The sequence below is a fragment of the Microbacter sp. GSS18 genome (genome assembly GCA_029319145.1).
Classification (GTDB): Bacteria; Actinomycetota; Actinomycetes; order Actinomycetales; family Microbacteriaceae; genus Microbacterium.
Map to the genome: position 1 here is coordinate 1255136 of CP119753.1, position 18684 is coordinate 1273819.

Sequence of the window (18684 nt, forward strand, 5' to 3'; positions counted from 1 at the left end):
GGCCTTCCGAGGGAGTCCCTGTGCCGCACGGCGCTCCTTTCGCCGACGCCCGGGGCTCACCCGCGCAGCGCGATCGCCTCGCTCACCCATCGCGCATGACGGTCCCATGGATCGACCGCTCCGGCGGCGACGGCGGCGATATGGGCACGCAGCTCGTCGGTCAGCGAGAACCACTCGGTGCGGGCGAAGCGCGCCGCTGCGAACTGCGCGTGCCGGCGCTGTTCGAGCGTGCGACCGCCGCGCTCGAACCCCAGCAGCTCGTCGTGGCGGATCGCCGCAAGTCGTGCGCGCGGGCGCGCAGTGGTCCCGATCTTCACGCGTTCGGCGTAGCGGAGGTAGTACACGACCTCGACGCGGGGCGGGGGCAGTTCATCGTCGACGACATCGCCGACGCGCCATTCGCACACTCCGCACGTCCAGCCGGAGGGAAAGCGCACGCCCCACCGGGATCCGCACAGCAGGCACGGTCCGGGCAGGACGTCCGCGACGCCGTGCTCGCCGACGCTCCACTCCGCGGCCGCCGCGAAATGCCCGGTGCACAGCGGGAGCGGAGCATCCCGCGGCACCTGACCGCGGCATCCGTCATCGTCGACCAGGCAGCGGAGCGTTTCCTTCACGCGCCGGAATCTACGCGCGGGGTGCGACACGTCCCCGGGAACGGCGAGAGGGCCGCCACCCGAAGGTGACGGCCCTCTCGACGGAGGATGCTGCGATCAGCGACCCGAGAGCTTCTCGCGCAGAGCCGCGAGCGCCTCGTCGTCGGCCAGCGTTCCGCCGGAGCCGCTGTCGGAGACGAAGGACGACGACGGCGAAGCGGTCTCGCCCGCCTCGGCCTCGGCCTCCATGGCCTTGAGCACGGCGGCCTTGTGGGCCTCCCAGCGAGCCTGGGCAGCGGCGTACTCCTGCTCCCACTTCTCGCGCTGCTCGTCGAAGCCTTCCTTCCACTGGTTGGTCTCCGGGTCGAAGCCCTCGGGGTACTTGTACTCCCCGTGCTCGTCGTACTCGGTGACCATGCCGTAGAGGGCCGGGTCGAACTCGGCGCCGTAGGGGTCGACCGACTCGTTCGCCTGCTTGAGCGAGAGCGAGATGCGGCGACGCTCGAGGTCGATGTCGATGATCTTGACGAAGACCTCTTCGCCGACCGACACGACCTGCTCGGCGAGCTCGACGTGCTTGCCCGACAGCTCCGAGATGTGCACGAGGCCCTCGATGCCGTCGGCGACGCGGACGAACGCACCGAACGGAACCAGCTTGGTGACCTTGCCCGGGGCGATCTGACCGATCGCGTGGGTGCGGGCGAAGACCTGCCACGGGTCCTCCTGGGTCGCCTTCAGCGACAGCGAGACGCGCTCGCGGTCGAGGTCCACCTCGAGGATCTCGACGGTGACCTCCTGGCCGACCTCGACGACCTCGGACGCGTGCTCGATGTGCTTCCACGACAGCTCCGAGACGTGGACCAGACCGTCCACGCCGCCGAGGTCGACGAACGCACCGAAGTTGACCAGCGACGAGACCGTGCCCTTGCGGACCTGGCCCTTGTGCAGGTTGTTGAGGAAGTTCGAACGCGACTCCGACTGCGTCTGCTCGAGCAGGGCGCGGCGCGAGAGGACCACGTTGTTGCGGTTCTTGTCGAGTTCGAGGATCTTCGCCTCGATCTCCTGGCCGAGGTACGGCGTGAGGTCGCGGACGCGGCGCAGCTCGATGAGCGAAGCGGGAAGGAAGCCGCGGAGGCCGATGTCGACGATCAGGCCGCCCTTGACGACCTCGATCACCTGACCGGTGACGACACCGTCGTTCTCCTTGATCTTCTCGACGTCGCCCCAGGCGCGCTCGTACTGGGCGCGCTTCTTGGAGAGGATCAGACGGCCTTCCTTGTCCTCCTTCTGGAGAACGAGGGCCTCGACGTCGTCGCCGACCTTGACGACCTCGTTGGGGTCGACGTCGTGCTTGATGGAAAGTTCGCGGGAGGGGATGACACCCTCGGTCTTGTACCCGACGTCGAGGAGGACCTCGTCGCGGTCGATCTTCACCACGGTGCCCTCGATCAGGTCGCCGTCGTTGAAGAACTTCAGGGTCTTCTCGACCGCGGCCAGGAAGTCCTCAGCAGATCCGATGTCGTTGATCGCGACCTGCTTGGTGGCCGTGGCGGTCGTTGCGGTAGTCATGTAGTGGGTTGTCCTTGTTGGTTGGTTGTGTCGGGCCCTGGTCCCGGGACGCGCGAATGCGTCCCGACCCGGGGCGAAGCGGATTTTTCTTGCGATGTCACCGAAGATCCGGACGGTGATCCGAACGCAGGCGTGACTGAACAGCCACACGAGTGACATTCAAGGCTACCACGGAGCGGCTCCCGAATTCCAGGAGATCCAGGCCTGTGGCGCGGGGAGGACTCTGCCATCATGGGCCCATGCCCGCGGCGGCTGCTGCGCCCGTCATGGTGGGGAGGCGGGCAGAACTCGAGACGCTGCTGGGGGCGTTCTCCACCGGCCAGGACGGCCACCCCGGCGCCGTGATCGTGCGCGGCGAGGCGGGCATCGGCAAGTCCCGGCTGGTCGAGGAGTTCCTGGCGCGGGTCCGCGAGGGCGACCCGCACGCGGTTCCCGTCACGATGGCGGTGGGCCAATGCGTGGACCTCGGCCCGATCGGGGCGCCCTTCCTGCCGCTTCGCCGGCTCATGTCCGACCTTGCCGCGGATGTCGGCGTCGAGCGCCTCGCGCAGGCGGCGCGCTTCCCGGCCGCAGTGGCGGCGCTCGCGGCGCTCGTCCCCGAGATCGATCCTCATCCGGCGCCGGAGGCGGTGCCCATCGACGCCGATCGGATCGCGGAGGCGGTCGAGCGAGTACTCGAGACCCTGTCGGCCGAGAGGCACCTTCTGCTGGTGATCGAGGACCTGCATTGGGCCGATCCCGCCACACTCGGGCTACTCAGGATCCTCGCGTCGACGCTTCGGGGTCGGCATCTGACGCTGGTGATGACTTATCGCTCCGACGACGTGGGGCCCGCCGATCCCCTGCGCGCACTGCTCGCGGAGCTCGAGCGCAGTCGCGTGACCGGCATCGAACTGGCGCGCCTGACGCTCGGGCAGGTGAGCGAACAGGTGCGCGGGATCATGCGCACGCCGGTGAGAGCGGACGACATCGACCGGGTTTACGAGCGCAGCGACGGCGTGCCGTTCCTGGTCGAAGAGGTTCTCGCGGTCGGCGACCATCCGATGCCCGAGACTTTGCGCGACCTCGTCCTGGGGCGGTTCGACCGGCTCGGCCCAGAGGCCCGGCAGATCGTCCGACTGCTCGCCGTGGGCGGCACACGGGTCAAAGACGACCTTCTCGCGGCGGCCCACGGAGGACCCGACGATGAGCGTCGAGCGGCCCTGCGTGACGCGGTTGAGCACGCGGTGCTGCGCGTCGACGCCGAAGGCTATGCCTTCCGTCACGCACTGATCAGGGAGGCGCTTTACGGCGAGCTGCTCGTCATGGAGCGCCTCGACGGCCACCTCCGCTTTGCGAGGGCCCTTCAGGAACGTGCCGACGAAGGCGACGCGCCGGCGGCAGCGGAGGCAGCCGAGCACTGGCTCGCCGGACGCGACCTCGATCGCGCCTTCGACGCCACGCTCACCGCCTACAGACATGCGATCACGCGCGACGGCCCGGACACGGCCGCCCGCTTCGCGCAGCGGTTGCTTGATCTCTGGCCGGACGTCCGAGACCCGGAGACCAGGTCGGGCACCACGCGGATCGCGCTCTGCGTCGAGTTCGGCGAGCTGCTCGCGGACTCGAGTCTGATCGAGGAACCCGACGTCCTGCAGTCCGTCGTCGACGATCCGGGCGCCACACGGATGCAACGGGCCAGACTGCATCTCGCGCTCGCCAAGATGGAGTACGCGACGAATGCGTACGCGGATCAGTTGCATCATGCTCAGGCCGTCCAGGAGCTGCTCGAGGGCGCGTCGGACCCGGAGGCGCTCGCCGTGCTGGCGCACGCGGTGTCGATCCACGCGAACTCACCGTTGCTGGATCCGTCCACGCGGCCGCCTCGGACCCGACTCGCGCTGGAGATCGCCGAGCGCTCGGGCGACGCGCGCGTTCACGCCTCGGTTCTCTGGGGCAAAGGGTTCCTGGCAATGGTGTCCGGGCAGATGCAGAAGGCGCGGGCGACGTTCGAAGAGGCCTACGTGATCGCACCACCGGGTATCGTGCGCGTCGAGGCGCAGAGGGCCCTCGCAAACGTGCTCCGCCGAGTCGGCGACTTCCGCGGCGCCCAGGCGCTGGCGACCGCGGGGATCGAAGAAGGAGCGAGACTGGGGATCGAGCGGGGCGTCGGCTCCCTGTTCCGGATCATTCTGGGCGACGTCCTCCTCGCGCTCGGCGAGGAAGGCCCCGCGCTCGCGCAGTGGGACCGCGCGTTCGCTCTGGTCCCCCGGGGCTCGCCTGCGCACTCGCGCGTCGTGCGCATGATCGCCCTCGCGCATCAATGGGCGGGACGCGCGTCAGACGCCGATCGACTGCTTGAGTCCGAGCCCGACGCCGAACGCGCCGATTCGCAGGAGCGGGAGGAGCTCCTCGGCTGGGCCGCGTATCACGCGACCGCCGCGCTCATCGCCGCCGAGGAGTCGACGGGCGACGAGCGACGGATCCTGGTAGCGCGCGCCATCGAGCGGATGCAGATCGTGATGGACCGCAGGATGCAGGAGGTGCACGGCCTGCGCGTCCTCGTCGCGCCCGTCACGGCGTGGACGGTTCGCGCTGCCATTCAGGAGGACCTGGAGCCGAGCCTCGTCGAGCCGCTTCGGCGCTGCGTGGACGACGACGCTCGTTCACGCGTCGACACGATGCCGCCCGCGTACGCACCGGTCGTACTCGCCGAGCTCGCGACTCGCGGGGAGCGGGATGCCTCGGCTGCGCGCTGGCGCGAGGCCGTCACAGCCTGCGAGGGCGAGTCATGTCCTGCGGCACTCCGCGCGTATGCCCGGTACCGACTCGGGCAGGCACTCGCCCGCGCAGGCAAGCGCGACGAGGCGATCGGCATGCTCGAAGCCGCCTCCGAGGACACCAGCGCCGTGGTCGGACAGTGGGCGGCCACGCTCCTCGCGCGCGTTGGCGTCGGCGCTCGCACCCACGATGCGAGCGAGACCCATGCGACCCTCACGCGCCGCGAGCTGCAGGTGCTCGACCTCGTCGCGCAGGGGCTCAGCAACGGCCAGATCGCCGAACGTCTCTTCATCTCGCCGAAGACGGCGTCCGTGCACGTGTCGGCGATCCTCGCCAAGCTCGGGGTCGCGAACCGGACCGAGGCCGCCGCCGTCCACGTGGCATCCACGCGCAGTCGCCCGGACTGATCCCCGCCTCGATTCCGGCCGACCGCGGGGAGTTCCCTAGGGTCGAGGGATGACCCGACAGGAACGCTGGCAGAACCTCGCCGACTGGCCGCTCTTCATCGCGTCGCTGCTCTTCCTCGCGGCGTACGCGTGGGACGTCATCGAACAGCCCGCCGGCGCGGCCGAATCGCTCGCCGACATCGTGCTTTGGGCGACGTGGGCGCTGTTCGTCGTCGACTACGCGGCGAACCTGATCCTGGTCGAATCCGACCGCCGGTGGCACTGGTTCTCGAGGAACCTGATCGATCTCGCCGTCGTGGTCCTCCCGATGTTCCGGGCGCTGCGCCTGCTCAGACTCCTCACGCTGCTTCGCGTGCTCGACCGCGTGGCGGGCCGCGCCGTGCGCGGAAGCCTCGCCATCTACGTCGGCGGGGCGTCGGTCCTGTTGATCGTGGTCGGCGCGCTGGCCGTGCTCGATGCCGAGCGCAGCGATCCGGCGGCGAGCATCCAGTCCTTCGGGGAGGCGCTGTGGTGGGCGTTCGTGACGATGACGACCGTCGGGTACGGCGACTACTCCCCCGTGACGGCGACCGGGCAGATCATCGCCGTCGTGCTCATGCTCGGCGGCATCGCCCTCCTCGGTGTCGTCACGGGCTCCATCGCGTCGTGGATCGTCGAGAAGGTGTCGGATGCCGACGCCGAGCAGGCAGCGGCGACCGCGGGCCACATCCACCAGCTCGAGGCGAAGGTCGACGAGCTCCAGGAGATGCTCCGCGACATGCTCGCCCGCGACGGGGCGCTCGAACGCGAGAGCGGGCACAGCCGCGCCGGCGGGTGAGCCCGGGCGTCAGCGCTCGCGCTCGTCGGCGCGGTCGCCGCCGCTTCGGGGAAGCTCGATGGGCGCGGTGGTGGTGCGATCGGGGTCGGCCTCGACGATCACGCCCGTCACGTGATCGCCGCGGAGCTCCGCCAGCCGCTCCTCCTCGCGCTGCTGGGCGTGGGCCAGCCAGTCCCAGCCTCGAGGCTGCGACTGCTCGAAGTACGCGGCGGCCTCGCGTGCGGGAGTGGCGGGGGCCGGCGGCGCGCTCCGCTCCTGTTCGGGCGGCGTGATCGGCGCCTCTCCCATGGCCTGGCGCGCGGCGAGCCCGCGCAGACCCGCCTGCGCGATGACGCGCTGGATGGTCAGTCCGCGCTCGTCGGGCCGGCCGACGAACCGGATCTCGCGCAGCCCCTGCTCCTGCGCGGCGGACTCGAAGACGAAGTGCCCGTAGCCGAAGACGCGGCCGATGATCGGCTTGTGGACCGAGATGTCGAGGATCCGGGCCAACGGCATCGTCGCGATGTTCTGCGCGAGGATGCCGTGCACGCGGAAGACGCGCATGTTGGTGATGACGAAGCGGTCCACCCGCTGCTCGAGAATCCGCACGGACGCGTGGAGGATGATCAGCAGCCCGATCACGGCCGGCACCCACCACGCCTGCGGCGGCACGACGGCCGCGATCGCCAGCACGATGACGCCGCCGATCAGCTCGAGCACAGCCCACGCGATCGCGGCCCAGTGCTTGCGCACCTCGTCGACCACCTTCTCGCCCTGGTCGGCGATGAGGTGCTTGTCGATCCGCGGATCGAGCATGCCCATCAGTTCGCGAGCGCGACGAAGAACTCGGTGACGGCCACACCTGCCCCCCACACGGCGCCCACGGCACCCTGGACGGCGTTGGCGGCGTCTTCGGGACGCGTCACGAGGTAGAACACGGCGAAGGCGATGACGAGACCGATGATGATGCGTTTGACGAGCTTCATGGCGTGCGGGGTCCCTTCAGGTCGGATTCGGCCAGCCATTCCCCCCGGAGCAGAGCCACTGCTGTTCTACCGCACTCTCGTGCCGGGATCGTGCAGGCACGCGGTCGCGAACCGTCCGCGCGTGTGCTCCGATCGCCGATGCGCCTCGCCGGGATGAGTGATCCGCAATTAACTTAGCGTCTTGCCATGCTCAGTTTTCCGCGGCATGCTTGCCACAGCAACGACGCGAACCGGGGAGAACTTCCGTGGAACTGAACGCAAAGCAGCGTGCCGCCCTCACATCCATCTGCGATACCTTCGCGCCCGGCGACGGAGCCGACATCCCGTCGGCGAGCGCCCTCGGCGCCGTCGCCGTCGCCGAGGGAATGGCCGGCGCCAACCCCCGCGAGGCCGAGAAGAAGCAGCTCGCGACCATCCTCGGCCTGTGGAACACCCGGCTGTGGGGGCTGTTCCTCGGCATCGGGCCCCGCAGGTTCGCCGACCTCTCGCAGGAGAAGCGCGAAGCCGCACTCATCGCCCTGTCGGACGCGAAGATGCCGCTCAAGAAGGTGCTGTTCGCGAACCTCAAAGCCGCCGCGACGGTGTCCTACTACGCCACGCCCGGCCCGACCGGGACCTCTCCCCTGTGGACGGCGATGGGGTATCCGGGCCCGCGCGGCTTCCGCGCCGACGCGCCGCAGCCGCCGCTGCATCCGCAGGTCCCCACCGCCGACGTGGACGTCACGTGCGATGTCGTCGTCGTCGGATCCGGCGCCGGCGGCGGAACCGCCGCCGCCGTCCTGACCTCGGCGGGCCTGGACGTCGTCGTCGTGGAGAAGGGCCGGTACTACGACGACCGCGACTTCGACGGCGGCGAGATCAACGGCCTCACCAAGCTCTACGCGCCCGGCCCGCAGGGCACCGCCGAGGGTCAGCTGAGCGTGCTCTCGGCAGAGTGCCTCGGCGGCGGCACCGTCGTGAACTACACCACGTCGTTCCGCACGCCCGACCACGTGCGTGCCGAGTGGGCGAAGCTGGGCGTGACCGGCTTCACCGACGCCGAGTACGACGCGGCCATGGACGCCGTGTGGGAGCGACTGGGCGTCAACACCGACCACAGCACCCCCAGCGCGCGCGACGCGATCCTCGAGCGGGGACTGAACCGGCTCGGCTGGCAGGTCGGAACGCTCTCGCGCAACGTCCACGGATGCGATGATGCCGGCCTCGACTGCGGACGCTGCGGCTTCGGATGCCGGCTCGGCGCGAAGAAGTCCACCGCCAAGACCTGGCTCGCCGACGCCGAGGAGGCCGGCGCGCGGATCTTCACCGGCGTCAACGTGCGCACGATCGACGTCGCGAACGGTCGCGCCACCGGCGTCACGGGAACCACGGCCGACGGCCACACGGTCACGGTCCGCGCGAAGGCGGTCGTCGCCGCCGGCGGAAGCATCCAGACTCCCGCCCTGCTGAAGCGGTCGGGCCTGACGAACCCGAACATCGGCAAGCACCTGCGTCTGCATCCCGCGACCGCGGTCTGGGCGGAGTTCGACGAGCAGGTCCGCCCGTGGGAGGGCGCGATCCAGACCCGCTACTCGGATGAGCACTCCGACATCGACGGATCGGGCTACGGCGTCGTCTACGAGACGGCGGCCGCGAACCCCGCCGGCTCGGTCCCGTTCCTGTCCTGGCGCGGAGCGGACGCGCACGCCGCCACCATGCGCAAGCTCGGCCGGCTCGGCCACGTCGGCGTGATCACGCGCGACCAGGACTCCGGTGAGGTCGAGGTCGCGAAGGACGGCGAGCCCGTCCTCCACTACACGCTCTCGGACCGCGACCGCTCGCGCATGGAGCAGGGCGTCGCCGGAGCGGCGCGGATCCTCGAGGCCGCCGGCGCGAAGACGATCTTCTCCGGTCACCAGGCCGGCGTGGTGTGGGAGCGTGCCAGTGGCGAGTCCCTCGACTCGTTCGTCGAGCGCGCACACGCCGCCGGTTACGGGCCGGGCCAGTGCGCCATCGCCGCCCTGCACATCATGGGGTCTGCGCGCATGGGCGGCTCGCCCGACATGAGCGCCGTCGACCCCGAAGGCGTCACGTGGGAGGTGCCGAACATCGTCGTCGCCGACGCATCGACCTTCCCGACCAGCTGCGGCGTCAACCCGATGATCACGATCGAGTCGATCGCCTATCTGAACGCGCGCAAGCTCGCGGCCCGGCTGGGCTCCGTCCCCGCCGCGTCGGCCGCCGAGGAGACCGCGGCGCCGGAGTCCGCCTCCGCGGCGTGATCGGCGGGCTGGTGGGCCCTCGGGTTCACCAGCCCATCGACCCGGGCACGCCCTTGAACGGCCCGGAGACGCGCGAGGTCACCCAGCCGCCGTAGAAGCCGCCCGGCTGCGGGATGACGGTCTCGCCGTCCACCGTGCACCGATCCATTCGCCCCGGATACACCGCGACACGGTCGGCGAGAACCGCGAACCCCCCGGTGGGCTCGGGATACGTCCACGCCGCCCCCTCGGCGACGGCGTCGCCGACGACCACGTCGAAGTAGCGTGCAGCCCCCTTGTACTCGCAGAACGACCTCCCCCGCGCCGGGCGAAGCGCGCCGGGAGCGAACGCCGCCATCGGGACGTAGTAGGTGGGAGGGTGGCTCGTCTCCAGCACGCGCACGACATCGTCGGTGTCCACGATGCCGACGCCGCCGAACTCGATCGTCACGCGCTCATCGACGCGCTCAGCCCGGGGCGGGCGCGGATAGTCCCAGACGGACTCCTGGCCGGGACGCGTCGGATCGGGGGTCGGATGCCGCATCCCTTCACGATACGGCCGCCCGCGACCGGCGAGGGCCGCCGGGACGCGGACCGGTGTCGCATCCCCGGCTGCCCTGCTTGACTGGGCGCATGACGGCGATCGCGATGTTCCCGCTCGGAACGGTGCTGCTGCCGCACATGCCCCTGCCGCTGCGCATCCTCGAGTCGCGCTACCTGGTGATGCTCGGCCGGCTGCTGGATGACGAGCAGCCCGAGTTCGGCGTGGTGCTCATCGAGCGCGGCGGTGAGGCGGGCGGCAACGACCACCGCTTCGGAGTCGGCACGCTGGCCCGTATCACCCGCGTGATCCCGCGGTCGGACGACGTCCAGCTCATCGCCGTGGGCGGTCGCCGGTTCGAGGTCACCCGCTGGCTCGAGGACGACCCGCACCCGGCGGGCGAGATCCGCTTCCTCCCCGAGCTCACGTGGAGCGACGACCTCGAGGATCTCCGCGAGCACGCGGAGAAGATCGTGCGCCGGGTGCTGTCGGTGTCGGCGGAGTTCGCCGACACGTCGTGGGACCCGGACATCGCGCTGTCGGACGACCCCGTCGAGGCGAGCTGGCAGCTGGCCGGCATCGCCCCGCTGGGACCGATCGACCAGCTGCGCCTGCTGCGATCGGAATCGACGCGCGAGCTGCTGACGACCCTCATCGAGCTGACCGAAGCGGCCGAGCCGACGCTGACGGCGGCGGGCGGCGAGAGCGCGCTCGACGCGGAGCTCGAGCGGCTGCTGGATGCCGGGGACGACGGCCCCGCGGACGGCCCGGCTGCGGACGATTCCGACGAGCCCGGGCCGATCGCGCCCTGACCCTGGTCGGCGTCCTCCCCCGCTGGTAGCGTTCCGAGCACCGACCGGGGGGACGGAGGACCGGGCATGAGCGACACGGGCGCAGCGGTGCACACCCGCCGAGAGGAGTGGACCGGACAGGTCGGCTTCATTCTGGCGGCCGTCGGATCGGCGGTCGGACTCGGCAACATCTGGCGCTTCCCGGGTGTGGCCTACGAGAACGGCGGCGGGGCGTTCCTGGTCCCCTATCTGATCGCGCTGGTGACCGCGGGCATCCCGATCCTCTTCCTCGACTACGCGATCGGCCATCGCTTCCGCGGCGCTGCACCCACCGCGTTCCGGCGCCTCGGAGGAAGGGGCGGCCGTTGGCTGGAGTCGCTCGGGTGGTTCCAGGTCACGATCGCTTTCGTCATCGGCCTGTACTACACCGCGGTCGTCGCGTGGGCCCTGAGCTTCTTCGTGTTCTCGTTCGACCTGCGCTGGGGCGACGACCCCGCGGGCTTCTTCTTCGGCGACTACCTGCGCGTCGGCGACCCGGGGATCAGCTTCGACTTCGTGCCCAGCGTGCTGATCCCGCTCGCCATCGTGTGGCTCGCGGCGATCGTGGTGCTCGCCCTGGGTGTGGCCCGCGGTCTGCAGCGCGTGAACGTCGTGTTCCTGCCGCTGCTGGTGGTGGCCTTCCTGATTCTGGTGGTGCGGGCGCTGTTCCTCGACGGTGCGGCGGACGGTCTCAACGCGCTGTTCACCCCGAACTGGGCCGCCCTCGCCGACCCGAACGTGTGGATCGCCGCCTACAGCCAGATCTTCTTCTCACTGTCGATCGCGTTCGGGATCATGGTGACGTACGCGTCGTATCGACGGCGCCGGTCGAACCTCACCGGTCCCGGCCTGGTCGTGGCCTTCGCGAACTCGTCGTTCGAGATCCTGGCCGGCATCGGCGTGTTCGCGACGCTGGGTTTCCTCGCCTTCCAGCAGGGCGTGCTCGTGGGCGAACTCGAGGGGATCGCCGGCGTGGGGCTGTCGTTCGTGACGTTCCCGGCGATCGTCGCCCAGATGCCCGGCGGCCCCGTCTTCGGCGTGCTGTTCTTCGGCTCGCTGACGATGGCGGGGTTCACCTCGCTCATCTCTGTGCTCCAGGTCGTGTCGGCCGCGATCCAGGAGAAGTTCTCGATCTCGCGACGCGCGGCCGCGACGGGGCTGGGCGTGATCTCGGCGGTGCTGTCGATCCTCCTGTTCTCCACCACCACCGGCATCCTCGCCCTCGACGTCACCGACAACTGGGCGAACAACATCGGCATCGTGCTGTCGGCGGTCCTGATGACGGTTCTGGTGATCTGGGTCTTCGGCAAGGGCCGCGAACTGCGGTCGCATCTGAACGCGGTCTCGACCTTCCAGGTCGGCCGGATCTGGGTGGTGCTGGTCGGCATCCTTGCACCGATCGTGCTCGGCTACATGCTGGTCCTGCGCGTCGCCACCCTGCTGACCGAGGGCTACGGCGGCATGCCCCCGTGGTATCTGCTCGTGTTCGGATGGGGGACGATCGCGTTCCTCATAGTCGCGGCGATCGCGATGTCCCTCATCGCGTGGCGCCGACCACCTGACGACTTCACGGCCTGGCCCGACTTCACCGCGGGAGCCGGGCGCAGACCCGACGCGGTCAGCGGGAAGGAGGGCTCGCCATGAGCGGCGTCGCCATCGTGTTCCTGATCCTCGCCATCGGCGTCGTCTGGGGAGGACTCGTCGCCAGCGCGATGTATCTTCGACGCCACCCGGAGCCGAAGCAGTATCCGCCGGGCGCCACCGACGACCACCGCGAGGACAACGCGCCGATCGAGCACGACACCTGATCGGCGCCGGTCGTCACGACACGCGGCCGTCGAGGTACCACCAGCGAGCGCTCTGCCAGACGAAACGGCTGCGCTCGTGCAGTTCTCCGGTCTGACCGCGCTCGCGCCAGCGTGCGCGGAACTCAACGATGCCGCGCTTGTCCCCCGGTTCACCGTCGACGGCTTCGACGATCTCGAGCCCATCCCAGCGTGTGGCCGGATCGAGGTGGACGTCCTCGGGAGCGGTGCCGGGGTGCCACGTGCGCTGGAGGTGCGCGGCGTCGCCGACGACGAAGGCGGTGTAGCGGGAGCGCATCAGCGCGAGCGCCGTCGGAGCCAGAGCACCCGCGAGGATCGGAGCGCAGCAGTCGCCGAACGTCGCGCCACTGCCGCACGGGCAGAGGTCGTCGACACCGACCCGTGCGAATCCCGCCATGCGCGCCCTCCGTGCTCTGAGAGTAGGCGCCGCCCCCGGGGGCGGCGGCAACCCCCACGGCGTTTCGGATGGCCCCGGTCGGGCTGTGGATAACTCCGAAGCGGGTCCCGAGAGCCTCGCTAGCGTGGGCCCGTGATCGCTCGCACCTCCACCACCGCCCTGATGCTGGGCCTGCTGGCGGGCGTGCTGACCGCGTGCGACACCGCCCCCGAAGCACCCGAGCCCACTCCGCTGTTCGCCACGGAGGAGCAGGCGTTCGAAGCCGCAGAGGCGACGTATCGCGCGTACGTGGACGCGCTCAACAACGTCGATCTGAGCGACCCGGCGACGTTCGAGGAGCTGTACGCATGGACCACCGGTGACCTCAACGCGCAGGATCGAAAGAGCTTCTCAGAATGGCACGCTAGGGCGTTCGCCATGTCCGGCACAGCGCGAGTCGCGGTCGTTCGCGGCCTGTCGATGACGTCAGACGGTAGCGAGGTTTCTCTCGTGGTCTGCTACGACGTTAGCGATGTGGCCGTGATAGACGACCAGGGGAACTCGCTGGTTTCAGTTGACCGAGAGGACGTCCAGCCGCTCACAGTTCGCCTGGACGTCAGCGACTCAACGCCAACATCATTGGCTCTTTCGTCCATTGAACCGGGCGAGGACGCGATCAGGTGCTAGCGATCATTCTGTCCGCTGGGATTCTCCTGGCTGCACCCGCGACTCCGTGCGATTCGACCGACACGCTTCTCGGCACATGCAAGACCATAAATAGCGGTACTCAGATCGATATCACCGCTACCCGCGGTGAGACTGAACCTCCGTCTGCACGCGCTTCTCCCACACCTCCCAACCCCGCGCTCGAGCCCGAGGAGACCGTCACCCCTGGTGAGCTGTGCGGACCGCTCGGCTGCCGGCCGCTGTACGGGGTCGGCACGCTCCCGGACGTGACGATCGAAGACCTCGCGTCGTTCCGCCCATCGGCGCCGTCACTCGATGGCGAACCCGAGGGATTCGGCGTCGTGGGCATGCCGACGAATCTCGTGGCGACCGCGTCGACGCAGCACATCGCGGGCACGCTGTTCGACTGGGACGTGACGGTCCGCTTCACGCCGGCCGGCTACGTGTTCGACCACGGCGACGGATCCGAGGTCAGAACCGCGTCCGGCGGCGCCACGTGGGACTCGCTCGGCCTGCCGCAGTTCACCGCCACCTCCACCTCGCATATCTACCGGGAGCGCGGCGCCTATGCGGTCCACGTGGACGTCCAGTACGCCGCGGCGGTCGACTTCGGCACCGGTACATGGCGCGACGTCCCCGGCTACGTCACGGCCTCGGGTGCTCCCTACGCCCTGCGGGTCGTCGACGTGCGCACGGCGCTCGTCGATCAGACCTGCGTCGAGGATCCGACAGGCCCCGGCTGCTGATCGCGTGCGCCGGCGGCCGGCACGGCGGCGCGCTCACGCTCGGTCCGTCGCAGGCGGCGCGACCAGATCACGGCCTGCCGCAGCGGCACGCCGATCACGAGGGCGAGAGTTCCGGCGACCGAGCGATCCTCGGCCCCGAGCACCCGCTTGCGGTCCCACGCCTCCCGCAGCGCGCCACCCGTGGCGCGCCGAGGCGGCTTCGGCGGGAGCTCGCCGCGACGCCGCTGGTCCACGAGCTCGGCGAGCACCGGCATCCAGTCGTCGAAGACCTCTTCGTGGAAGTAGTTCTCGCGCAGCCACACCGGGTCCGGATGCCGGAACCAGCGCGCGATGACGTCCTCGGCACCGGCGAACAGCCCGCTGCCCTCGAAGACCGGGTTCAGCAGCTCGTCCCCGACGCCGAAGACGTCGAGGGCGATCACCGGAATGCCTCGCGCGATCGCCTCGATCGCCGACGTCGAGCTCACGGTGACCAGGCCCTCGGCGGTGTCCAGCGCACGCGCCATCGGCCCGTACGACACGACGAGATTGTCGGGAGCGCCGCCGAGCTGCTCGATGAGCTCGGGGTAGCCGTAACGCTCCTGATGCGTCTCGCGCTCGCCGCCCGCAGACCGCAGCTTGACCACGACGCGCCGGCGCGGGTCGGACTCGGCGGCGTCGATCAGCAGTCGTGCCACGACGAGGCGCTCGTCCTTCTCGCGCGGGACGATCGCCTGCGCCGCGAAGACCAGATCGGAGCCCGCGGTCGTCGCCGTGCCGACCCCATCCTCGGCGAACGGCAGGCGCGTGAGGGCGAAGCGCTGCGGCACGTCCACGCGCTCCGAGAGTTCGCCGAACGCGTCGATCTCGCGCTGCGAATGCAGGATGAACAGATCGCACTGCGCTCGGTACAGCACCGCGGCACGGCGCGCCGGAATCGCGATGCCCGGCAGCCCCGTGACGATCACCGGCACCGACGCGAGCCCCGCGACGACCTTCGCCAGGATGCGCACGAGCGGCCCGCGCCCGCCGATCACGACGGCGTCGGGGGCGAAATCGGCAAGCCATCCCTCCAGTTCGCCGTATGCGACGCGATGCACACGCGAGGGATCGAGGCCGCTTCCCGCCAGCGCCGCACGTTCCTGGGCGATGCTGACGGTGAGCGGCGTGGTCACCAGCACCAGCGCCACCTCGGCATCCGCAGCCGCGCCGAGCAGTGCCGCGGCCCACTTCACATACGAGTCGCTGTCGGCCACCGCGACGATCCGCAGCCGCGCCGCGTCCACCCGGATGCCGTCGTGCCGGTCGTCCGCCACCCTCATGCCGGCACCCGGCGGAGCTTCGCCATCGGGGCGAACTCGCCCGGGAAGACGCGCTTCACGCCGTCGCCGATCGCGGTCTCGATGATCCGGATGTCGCGCACGAGGTGGCTGAACCCGCCGGGTTCGAGGGACGCGGCGTGGTCGGAACCCCACATCGTGCGATCCAGTGTGATGTGACGCTCGACCGCGACCGCGCCCAGGGCGACGGCGGCCAGCGAGATCTGGAGTCCTCGCTCATGCCCCGAATACCCCACGGGCACGCCGGGATACCGGTCGCGCAGCACCGGGATCACACGCAGGTTCGCCTCGTCGGGCTCCATCGGGTAGGTCGAGGTCGCGTGCATGAGCACGACGCGGTCGGTGCCGACGACGTCGAGCGCGCGATCGATCTGCTCGATCGTCGACATGCCGGTGGAGAGGATGACCGGCTTGCCGGTCTGGCGCAGCGCGTCGAGGAGGTCCAGATCGGTGAGCGACGCGGATGCCACCTTGTGCGCGACGACGCCGAGGCGTTCGAGGAACGCCACGCTCGGGACGTCCCACGGCGACGCGAACCAGTCCAGGCCCCGCATCGTGGCGTGATCGCCGACCTCGATGTACTGGGCGTGGTCGAACTCGACGCGATGCCGGTACTCGAGGTACGTCATCGTGCCCCACGGCGTCTCGCGGGGAACGTCGCGCATGTGCTCCGGCGTGCAGATGTCGGGGGTGCGCTTCTGGAACTTCACCGCCTGAGCGCCGGCATCGGCGGCGACGTCGATGAGGCGCTTGGCGATCTCGACATCGCCGTTGTGGTTCAAGCCGATCTCGGCGATCACGTACGCGGGGCGGCCGCCGCCGATCACATGGGTTCCGATGGTGACGGTCATGGTCGCTCCTGAGCGGTCGGTGAGGGGGACGACGGGGTCTTCCTGTGCCGCGCCGCGAGGACGCGGTCGGCGAGTTCGCGCACCGCGCCGTCGCCACCGGCGCGATCCAGGACGAGGCGCGCCGCGGCGAGGACCTCCGGATGCGCGTCCGCCACAGCGATGGGCCAGCCGACGGCCTCGAGGCACGCCAGATCGTTGACGTCGTTGCCGAGGTAGGCGATGCGCGAGAGCGGGATGCCCCGCTCATGGGCCCACTCGCGCAGTGCGGCGAGCTTGTCGCCGAGACCCTGCCGCGCGTCGACGCCGAGCTTGGCCGCGCGGGCGGAGACGACGGGGTTGGTCTCGCTCGAGAGGATGGCGACGGGAACGCCCGCCCGCCGCAGCGCGGCCACGCCCCACCCGTCCGATCGGCTCACGACGACCGTCTCGCGGCCGTCCTGGTCGACCGCGGCGGTGTCGTCGGTGTGCACACCGTCGAAGTCCGTGACGACGGCGTCGACGTCGACCGGCCCGGGCCTGTCGAACAGCGGGGCGAGCGTGCGGGCTCGTTCGAGTTCGCTCTCGGTGTCGATCTCGAGCGCCGTGCGCTCGGGCACCTCGACGATGCCGATGCTTCCGAAGAACCGGTGCGCGCTGGCGCGGAAACCCTTCGCGCGCATGACGTAGAACGCGCCGGTCTCGAGGAAGTGCGGTTCGCGGTCCTGGCGACGCGGCCGGTGCGAGGCATCGTGGTTGACCGCCTCGGCGGCATCCCCCGCTCCCCGCGCCCAGAGGAACCCGTAGGTCTCGACGGCGGAGAAGACGCTGTCGCGCCGGCGCGAGCGCACGAGCTGCACCGCCTCGTCCAGCGCCTCAGTGTCGATGAAGGGGGACGTCGCCTGCAGGAACGCCACGACGCGCACCGGCACACCGCGGTCGTCGAGCACATCGAGGGCGTGCAGGAGCGCGCTCTCGCTCGATGCGGTGTCGCCGGAGAGCTCGCCCGGACGCTCCACGATCTCGGCGCCCCACTCGGCGGCGACGGCGGCGATGTCGGGGTCGTCCGTGGACACCACCACGCGGTCGATGCACCGGGCGCTCGCCGCGGCGACGACGGCACGGGCGATGAGCGGGATGCCTCCGACGCGGCGGAGGTTCTTGCGCGGGACGCCCTTCGAGCCGCCTCGCGCCGGGATGATCGCGACGTTCTCGCTCATGCCCCTCCCGCCCTCGCACGCCGGGATACTCGCGCGACGGGCGCCCCCTCGTGGATCGTCGACCCCGTGCCGGCGAGCACGTGCCGCAGCGTCGTCGTCGTGCTGGAGGGCTGAGTGTGCAGCTCCAGTGCCCGAGCGGTCCCCGCCAGCACGAGCTCGGCGGGAAGCCCGGTGTCCACGACCTCCACGCCGGCGATCGCGCCGACCGCCCGTCGCTGCGCCGCGGGCTCGCGGCGATGGGGCAGATACGACGCCGATCCGCCGTCGGCGATCCGGCGCACCCATGCCACGTACTCGTCCGACGACATCCGACCGTCGACCGGCCGGGACGATCCCAGGATGACGCGCGGGGTCGTCACCGCGGCACCGGGCGCCGTGTCACGCGTCCACGCGAACGCGTGCTCGGCGACGGCGATGCCGCGGTCGTGCAGGCGCGCGCGCCGCACGTCCCCGAAGTCGAATGCGGTGAAGAAGTCGACGCCGCCCCGCGCGGCCAGGCGCGAGACCCGCTCGAGCGCGAACAGCGCCGCGACAGATGCCGCACGACCCTCGGCGATCCCCGGGCGGTGGTAGCCGCGGTCGCCGAGCAGCGTGTCGGCGAACGGCACGACGTTCGCGCCGTCGTCGAGGAACGTGATGCGCCGCGGCCGCAGCACGGCCGCGGCCAGACGGAACTGCCCCGAGAATCCGTCGCCGACCAGCCAGTGCCGATGACCCGCGAGCAGACTCCACGGGATGCCGACGAACGGCGTGCACTCGCCGAACAGCACGCCTCGGCGAAGGAGCTCGTCGCCGGTGGGCCCCATCTGCGCGGTCAGCCGGCCCGCGATCGGCACGGCCCGGCCGGCGCGGTGCGCCCACTCGGCGGCACCGACGAGCTGCAGCGGCGACTCCACCCAGGCGATCACCTCGTCGCGATGCACGGCGCCTCCGTATCGTTCGCGCCGGCCGCGTGTGC

Annotated in this window: 18 protein-coding genes; 8 read left to right on the forward strand and 10 right to left on the reverse strand. The window is 70.5% G+C overall.

All coding sequences use genetic code 11. From position 1 onward, the window contains the following. Positions 1-56 precede the first annotated feature (56 nt). The gene (locus tag P0L94_05925; protein ID WES65604.1) at positions 57-617 is read right to left on the reverse strand and encodes a hypothetical protein; all 561 of its coding nucleotides are present in this window, start codon (positions 615-617) and stop codon (positions 57-59) included. A 96-nt stretch (positions 618-713) separates the two neighbouring features. Further along, on the reverse strand, positions 714-2165 hold the full coding sequence (rpsA, locus tag P0L94_05930) for a 30S ribosomal protein S1 (protein WES65605.1): 1452 nt from the start codon (positions 2163-2165) through the stop codon (positions 714-716). Positions 2166-2404: 239 nt separating this feature from the next. On the opposite strand from rpsA, the gene P0L94_05935 reads away from it, so the two are divergent. Together P0L94_05935 and P0L94_05940 are read left to right on the forward strand one after the other, a co-directional pair. Next, complete coding sequence (locus tag P0L94_05935) at positions 2405-5332, forward strand: AAA family ATPase (protein ID WES65606.1); 2928 nt, start codon at positions 2405-2407, stop codon at positions 5330-5332. Positions 5333-5381: 49 nt separating this feature from the next. After that, positions 5382-6149 carry a potassium channel family protein gene (locus P0L94_05940; GenBank protein ID WES65607.1) on the forward strand — a complete coding sequence of 256 codons (768 nt, stop codon included), beginning with the start codon at positions 5382-5384 and terminating at the stop codon, positions 6147-6149. 9 nt (positions 6150-6158) lie between these two features. Here P0L94_05940 and P0L94_05945 read toward each other — a convergent pair whose 3' ends face one another. Continuing rightward, on the reverse strand, positions 6159-6944 hold the full coding sequence (locus P0L94_05945) for a PH domain-containing protein (GenBank protein ID WES65608.1): 786 nt from the start codon (positions 6942-6944) through the stop codon (positions 6159-6161). Positions 6945-6949: 5 nt separating this feature from the next. Then, positions 6950-7114, reverse strand: coding sequence for a hypothetical protein (locus P0L94_05950; protein ID WES65609.1), 165 nt, complete (start codon positions 7112-7114; stop codon positions 6950-6952). A gap of 245 nt (positions 7115-7359) precedes the next feature. On the opposite strand from P0L94_05950, the gene P0L94_05955 reads away from it, so the two are divergent. Continuing rightward, positions 7360-9375 (forward strand): FAD-dependent oxidoreductase, encoded by a 2016-nt coding sequence (locus P0L94_05955; GenBank protein WES65610.1) that lies wholly within the window; start codon positions 7360-7362, stop codon positions 9373-9375. Between the two features lie 25 nt (positions 9376-9400). Here the strand turns inward: P0L94_05955 and P0L94_05960 are convergent, their stop codons facing one another. Then, positions 9401-9898: a DUF427 domain-containing protein gene (locus tag P0L94_05960; protein ID WES65611.1), complete on the reverse strand. Its 498-nt coding sequence runs from the start codon at positions 9896-9898 to the stop codon at positions 9401-9403. Between the two features lie 89 nt (positions 9899-9987). Here P0L94_05960 and P0L94_05965 point away from each other — a divergent pair, with 89 nt between their 5' ends. The 3 genes from P0L94_05965 (at position 9988) to P0L94_05975 (ending at position 12533) form a co-directional block, all read left to right on the forward strand. After that, positions 9988-10707: an LON peptidase substrate-binding domain-containing protein gene (locus P0L94_05965; GenBank protein ID WES65612.1), complete on the forward strand. Its 720-nt coding sequence runs from the start codon at positions 9988-9990 to the stop codon at positions 10705-10707. 66 nt (positions 10708-10773) lie between these two features. Next, the gene (locus tag P0L94_05970) at positions 10774-12369 is read left to right on the forward strand and encodes a sodium-dependent transporter (GenBank protein ID WES65613.1); all 1596 of its coding nucleotides are present in this window, start codon (positions 10774-10776) and stop codon (positions 12367-12369) included. Then, positions 12366-12533 (forward strand): methionine/alanine import family NSS transporter small subunit, encoded by a 168-nt coding sequence (locus tag P0L94_05975; GenBank protein ID WES65614.1) that lies wholly within the window; start codon positions 12366-12368, stop codon positions 12531-12533. The genes P0L94_05970 and P0L94_05975 overlap by 4 nt, the downstream gene beginning before the upstream one ends. A gap of 13 nt (positions 12534-12546) precedes the next feature. Here P0L94_05975 and P0L94_05980 read toward each other — a convergent pair whose 3' ends face one another. Continuing rightward, positions 12547-12948: a YchJ family metal-binding protein gene (locus P0L94_05980; GenBank protein ID WES65615.1), complete on the reverse strand. Its 402-nt coding sequence runs from the start codon at positions 12946-12948 to the stop codon at positions 12547-12549. Positions 12949-13080: 132 nt separating this feature from the next. On the opposite strand from P0L94_05980, the gene P0L94_05985 reads away from it, so the two are divergent. Next, positions 13081-13614: a hypothetical protein gene (locus P0L94_05985; GenBank protein WES65616.1), complete on the forward strand. Its 534-nt coding sequence runs from the start codon at positions 13081-13083 to the stop codon at positions 13612-13614. A 266-nt stretch (positions 13615-13880) separates the two neighbouring features. Next, positions 13881-14360 (forward strand): hypothetical protein, encoded by a 480-nt coding sequence (locus P0L94_05990; GenBank protein ID WES65617.1) that lies wholly within the window; start codon positions 13881-13883, stop codon positions 14358-14360. Here the strand turns inward: P0L94_05990 and P0L94_05995 are convergent. Genes P0L94_05995 through P0L94_06010 form a run of 4 tightly spaced genes read right to left on the reverse strand, consistent with a single transcriptional unit; the run spans position 14321 to position 18649 of the window. Next, a complete protein-coding gene (locus P0L94_05995) occupies positions 14321-15661 on the reverse strand; it encodes a hypothetical protein (GenBank protein WES65618.1) in 1341 nt (446 codons plus the stop codon). The two genes, P0L94_05990 and P0L94_05995, sit on opposite strands and share 40 nt — an antisense overlap. Next, positions 15658-16530 (reverse strand): N-acetylneuraminate synthase family protein, encoded by an 873-nt coding sequence (locus tag P0L94_06000; GenBank protein WES65619.1) that lies wholly within the window; start codon positions 16528-16530, stop codon positions 15658-15660. The genes P0L94_05995 and P0L94_06000 overlap by 4 nt, the downstream gene beginning before the upstream one ends. After that, positions 16527-17726, reverse strand: coding sequence for an acylneuraminate cytidylyltransferase (locus P0L94_06005; protein ID WES65620.1), 1200 nt, complete (start codon positions 17724-17726; stop codon positions 16527-16529). Before P0L94_06005 ends, P0L94_06000 begins: the two co-directional genes overlap by 4 nt. Beyond that, the gene (locus P0L94_06010) at positions 17723-18649 is read right to left on the reverse strand and encodes a hypothetical protein (GenBank protein WES65621.1); all 927 of its coding nucleotides are present in this window, start codon (positions 18647-18649) and stop codon (positions 17723-17725) included. The genes P0L94_06005 and P0L94_06010 overlap by 4 nt, the downstream gene beginning before the upstream one ends. Positions 18650-18684: the final 35 nt, after the last annotated feature.